At 69.6% G+C, this 5,598-nt stretch carries 2 protein-coding genes and 2 pseudogenes; all 4 read right to left on the bottom strand.

The window, feature by feature from the left end; genetic code table 11:
* A pseudogene (locus WAO18_RS00385) lies at nucleotides 1–321 on the bottom strand (hypothetical protein); the annotation flags it as partial.
* A gap of 34 nt (nucleotides 322–355) precedes the next feature.
* Nucleotides 356–925, bottom strand: coding sequence for an RNA polymerase sigma factor SigM (gene sigM, locus WAO18_RS00380; RefSeq protein WP_422202930.1), 570 nt, complete (start codon nucleotides 923–925; stop codon nucleotides 356–358).
* Nucleotides 926–993: 68 nt separating this feature from the next.
* The gene (gene murJ, locus WAO18_RS00375) at nucleotides 994–4,764 is read right to left on the bottom strand and encodes a murein biosynthesis integral membrane protein MurJ (RefSeq protein WP_422202929.1); all 3,771 of its coding nucleotides are present in this window, start codon (nucleotides 4,762–4,764) and stop codon (nucleotides 994–996) included.
* Nucleotides 4,761–5,598, bottom strand: a pseudogene (locus tag WAO18_RS00370) (hypothetical protein); the annotation flags it as partial. The pseudogene WAO18_RS00370 and the gene murJ, both read right to left, overlap by 4 nt.

Here is a 5,598-nt window from a genome sequence, read left to right as displayed (position 1 = left end):
CGCCGAGCGCGGGAGACGCCCCCGGCCCACGGTGTGCGCGGCGGAGGAGCCCGCCGGGCCCTCCGCGCGAAGAGCGGCCGCGATCCGGTCCGCTGCCGCGGGGTCGACATCGGGTGCCGAGGACGCGTCGGAGCCCAGTCCTGCGACCTCGCGGCGCACGCGGTTGAGGGCCTCCATCGTCTGCCGTGCATCGGGATCGTCGCGCACTTGCTTGCGCAGCCGCGCGGCGGTGTCGTCCTCGAGTAGGCCGGCCTGCAGGTCGGCGAGCGTGTCTGCGGTCAGCGGTGGATCGTCGCACCCGTCTGGCTCAACGTCGTCCATCCGCCCCAGTGTCCGTCATCGCCTGGCGGTGCGGCTACCCGGCGGGTCGGCGGGGCGTGGTGTCGCTGTGCAAATAGCCCAGCAGCGCGGCCAAGCGGGCCCGGGCACGCGCACAGCGGCTCTTGACGGTGCCCTCGGCCACGCCCAGCATGTGCGCGGTGTCGGCGACCGAATAGCCGTGCATGTCGACCGCCACCACCGCGGCCCGTTGCTCGACGGGCAGTCGCATCAGCGCCCGCTGCACCACGATTGCCGTGTCGACCTGCGCCGTCCGGTCTGGCACGGGATACACGTCGTCGAGAACGACGGTCGGATGAGTTTTGTTGCTGCGCAACCGGTCCAGGCAGGCGTTGACGACGATGCGGTGCAACCAGCTGCTGACCGCGGCATCGTGCCGGAAGGAACCCGCGCAGCGGTGCGCGGAAACCATCGCCTCCTGCAGGGCGTCTTCGGCATCCTCGGTGCTGCGGCTGGTCAGCCGGGCGAGACGGTGTAGTTGTCTGTGATGGCGGTAGAAGAGCTGCTCGAAGGCATAGCGATCACCCGCGACGTGAGCCGCCAACAGTTCGGCGTCGCTGCGCTGTGCTGGACAATGCTGCCGCATCTGGGTGGAGCCCACCGCCGGACAGTAACCAATCACCCGGTGTCGGGCACTTCACTCGATAAGTGTTGTCAGGACTTGGCCTGAACAGTGACCTCGGAGAGGGCGGTGCGGCTGGCTCCGTCCGTGGTGCCCATCGTCGAAATCCACACCAGCACATACGACGTGGGCGAGGACGCGTTGACCGGGATGCTGTTATGGCCCGGGTGCACCGAGACCGGTTGCGTCAGTGCGGTGGTGGCGTCGAGCTTCGCCGGGGTCCCCGTCGTCGACGAGCGGATCTGGATCTTCGTTCCGGTGCTGGGAACGTCCACATTGACGGTGCCCACCTCGGTGGGTTGCGGTAGCTGCAGAACCAGGCCTACGCCACTCTTGAAGCCTGGGAACGGAACCGCGTCGTGGTAGGTGTCGGTCTCCCACGCCGTGGCGGGGTTGCCGTCGATCGCCTGCCCCGCCTGCCCGGGATTGTCGGGCTCCTGACCGGGGGAGAACACCGTGGCCGTCACCGGCTTGACGATGCTGCCCGCCGCTGCGCCGGCGCTCGAACTGCTCGACGGACTGTTGAGGCCGAGTTGGTCTTTGTCGAGGCCACCGACGTCGCCGAACATCCGGCTCAGTACCGAGGCCAGCACCAGCAACGCGATCACGAGCACCGCTGCCCCGGCGCCGGCCCAGATCGTGATGACGCGGCGCCGGCGGACACGCGCGTACGCCTCCTCCAGGTCGGGCGTGCGAACCCGGTCCGGCCGCGGGGCTGCCGGCGGGGGATCGTCGTCGCCAATGGGGGTGAGCAGCTCGGTACGGTCGGCGACCACGGTCGCCTGCTGGAGCAGATTCAAAAGCGTTGCTGCACTGCGTATCCCACCATTGCCCTGCAGCGAGTGCGTGGCCGCCGCAGAAATCTGGAAGGGAATGTCGGGATCGATCGCGTTGGGCTCGAGAGGCTGGCCGGCCGAATCCCGGGGTGCCTGCGCCATCCCGCTGGCCTCGCCGGACTCGGGCAGCGGCCACCGGTTGACCAGCAACGCATACAGCGCGGCGCCGATTCCGCGGATGTCGTCTTCGGGGCTGATGTCCGGCATTGTCGCGGGGAACGCCAGCACGACGTCGCCCTCGATGCTGACCCGCACCCGGCTCGGGTGGTCGATCGACAGCGCGACACCGGCGTGGTGGGCTGCCTCGGCGGCAGCGGCCAGGGTCTGCATCGCGCGCGATGCGCCCGCAGCAGACGGCGAGGTGTCGGCCACCTCCTGCAGCGAACCGCCGCGGACCCATTCGGTCACCACCAGTCCACCGGTGCCGATGTGCACGACGTCAAGAATCCGGGCGATACCTAGCTTGTCGACGCGGCTCAGTCGCAGGGTGCGAGCCAGGATTTCGCGGACGCGCTCGTCGGGAAGCGCGCCGTCCGGATCGACAAAAGTCAGCGCGACCTGCCGATTCAGGGCGGTGTCCAACGCCTGCCAGAACTGCGTGTGCGGCGCCCCGCCATGGAATACCAGGAGCCGGTAGCGACCGCGGGCGATGCTGGCGCCGGGAACCAGATGCTGTTCGTCTGACCCCGCGGACGATTCGGGGTCAGACGGGCTCGGCGTATCGAACTCGATCGGGTCACCTGCACCGAAAGCGGTGGTTTCGAGATCGCGGTCGGATGATTCGCCGTTGGACGGCGCCGAGGCCTCCGACGCCGTTACGATGCCGACCTGGAGATCAGTGGGGACGTCGGGCTGGAAGTCGTCAGCCGCGGGTGACGAGGCGGAGTCGGGGACAGCTTTGGCTGACGTGCTGTCCGATGATCCGTCAGTCATCCGCGGTCCTCTCTCCGTCCCCTCCCCGGTTGATTGCTCTGGAGGCCGGTGCTGGATGGGCTCCCCTCCCGGATACCCCGCCTGCGCTGACGAAATCCTGTGCTCAGGGTACGTGACGATATCGGCGCGCAACACCTGATCGCTGCCACCGGGTTGGGCGGCTACGACGTTCGCTGACCTGCCAGAAATGGGCGCCGGGGGGCCGGCGGAAGGCATCCGGGCGGGCGCCGGCGGTGCGCCTTTTTCGCGGGGCGGAGTCGTGCCGATCCAGCGGCGGAACGCTGCCAGCGCCGCGAGGGCCTCGGGCACGTGTGCGCGCACCATGACGACCGCCACGATCGGCGCCATGATCACCGCGAGCACGAACAGACGCAGCAGCGAGCCGGCCCCACCGCCGTAGGCCGTAAGCCGCTGCATGCCGATCAGCACGTCCACCACGTAGGCGACCAGGCCGGCCAGCAACGACGCGGTCGCCGTGACCAGGATGGTCCGCAGCTCTGCGATGCCGAGCAGGTGCCCGCCGGGAGGCCGCAGCGCGTTGCGAAGCAGGTGATAGCCGGCGATCGCGCCGGCCAGGAATCCCAGACCGTTGGCCAGCCCCAAATAGCCGGCGACAAGGTCGGGGTTGTCGGTGAGATGCGGCGCAATCAGGGAGGCGACGATCTTGACGACCGTGATGGTGACGATGATCGCGAGCGGTATCCACGGCTGCTCGCGGGCGTAGAAGACCCGCAGCTGCAGCAGCACGGCGGAGTAGGGGAGCAGCGTGAACGCCGACAACGCGATCGCCGCGCCCAGGTGGCCGGCGTCGACGTCGCCGAAGTGTCCGTAGGCGAACAGTGCGCTGCCCATCGCCGAGCCGCCGACCGTCATGAAGGCCACCGTCGGGATCAGCGTGATCATGGTCAGCCGGGCGGCCAACGACAGGTCGGCGAGCACCGCGCCGGTGTTGTCGGCGGCGGCGTTGCGGCTCAGTCGCGGCATCACCACCGTCAGCACGGTCACGCCGATCATGCCGTAGGGCAGCATCAGCACCAGCCAGGTGTAGTTGTAGATCGCCGGGCCGGAAGCGGCTGCGGTGCTGGCGATTTGGTTGGTGACGATCAGACCGACCTGGCTGATCAGCACGTAGAACACCATCGCGGCGGCCATCGCGCCGAAGCGTTTGAGCCGGTCGTCGATCCCCCACAGCGGGCGAAGGCTGATCCGCCGGCGCCGGATGGCCACCAGCAGCACCGCGGTCTGCGCGAACACACCCAACGTGGTGCCGATGCCCAGCACCAACAGCTTGGCGTTGCCCATCTGCACCGGGTCGACCGACAGTTGCCCCGGCGCGGCCAGGTAGGCGCCCAGGGTGGCGATCGCGACGACGTTGTTGACCACCGGCGCCCAGGCCGGCGGCCCGAACACGTTGCGGGTGTTGAGGATTGCCATGAATACCGAGGACAGGCCGTAAAAGATCACCTGCGGCAGCAGCAGGTAGGCGAACGCGACGGTCAGCGGCTCGTTCACCTGAGGGCTGCGGCCCAGCATCAGCTGAACCAGAAGCGGGGCGGCGACCACCGACAGCAGCGTGGTGCCTAACAGCACGGTGGTGGCCAGGGTCACCAGGCGCCGCACGAACGCCGCGCCACCGTCGGCGTCGTCCTGTTCGGCGCGGGCCAGTACCGGCACGAAGATCGCGGTGAACGTCGCCTCCAGCACCAGCGCTGCGACCAGGTTCGGCAGCTGGTTGGCCACCGAGAACGCACTGGACAGCGCGGCACCCAGCAGCGCGGCCAGCAGCACGATTCGGGCGAAACCGGTGACCCGGCTGACCAGGGTGGCCAGTGCCATGCCCCAGGACCGCGACACCAGGGCGGCGTCGGACAGCTCAGGACGCGGCTGCGGCGAGGCGCTTTGCGACGGCACATGGCCGGTCGGTGGCAGCGGCCCGGTCGGCGGTCCCGGGTTCCGTTTCGGGTGAGGACGCGGGGCCGGCGGCCGCGGCGGTGGTTGTGCCGGCGGCGGTACGGCCCGACCGGCGGGGCTCATAAGCCGTGCTCTTCGCCGACGAGATGGTCCGCGTCGGGCGGGTCCGGGCGGTCCAGGTCTGCGCGGTCCGGCTGGCCACGGAAGCGGTGCCACAGCCGCCGTCCCGCCAGGGCCACCAGGACCGCGGCCGCGCTCATCGTGATCAGGAACAGCACCTTGCCGTAGGCGTTGGAGTGCACCGACAGTCGCACCGACTCGCCCAGCGGCACACCGGCCGGGGTGTGCAGGGCGACGTCGATAGCGACGCGCTGGGTGAAGTTGACTTCGATCGGCACCCGCAACGGCAGGTAGCCCGGCGGCAGTTCGATTTCACCGAGATCGGTGACGGTCATGCCGGGCGGCACGTCGAGGTGCAGACGCACCCGGATCGGTACCGCCAACCCGTTGTGCAGAGCCAGCGGCAGTGGGCTGTGTTCGGTGGCCAGGGTGTAGGACCCGGTGGGCGTGACGATGGTGACCGCACCGAACAAGTCGTTGATGGCGTCGCCGACCACCTGCAGCCGTTGCTGAGCCAGCCCGTTGCGGGTGTCGGGCCGCTCAGCTTGGCTGATCGCACGCAGCATGTCCTCACGCAGCGGCGCGGTGTACGTGACGCCGGTCAGACCGCTACGACCATCGGTGGTCAAGGCGGCGGTCAGGCCGGCCAGCCGGCCGACCTCGCCGGAGATCCTGGCGACAACGGCGTCGCTGAACCGGCCCCGCGCACCGGCGTCGGCGTCGGGCTGCGGTGTTTCGTTGACCGGCGGGACCGCGGACGCCTCGGCGATCAGCGCGGGCAGCGGGCGCGGCACCGCAAGGCCGGACCGGATCGCGGTCGCCAGCGCGGTCATGATG

Origin of the sequence: Mycobacterium sp. (genome assembly GCF_049278535.1) — a bacterium.
Taxonomy (GTDB): domain Bacteria; phylum Actinomycetota; class Actinomycetes; order Mycobacteriales; family Mycobacteriaceae; genus Mycobacterium.
This window is presented reverse-complemented; position numbering and strand designations above follow the sequence as displayed.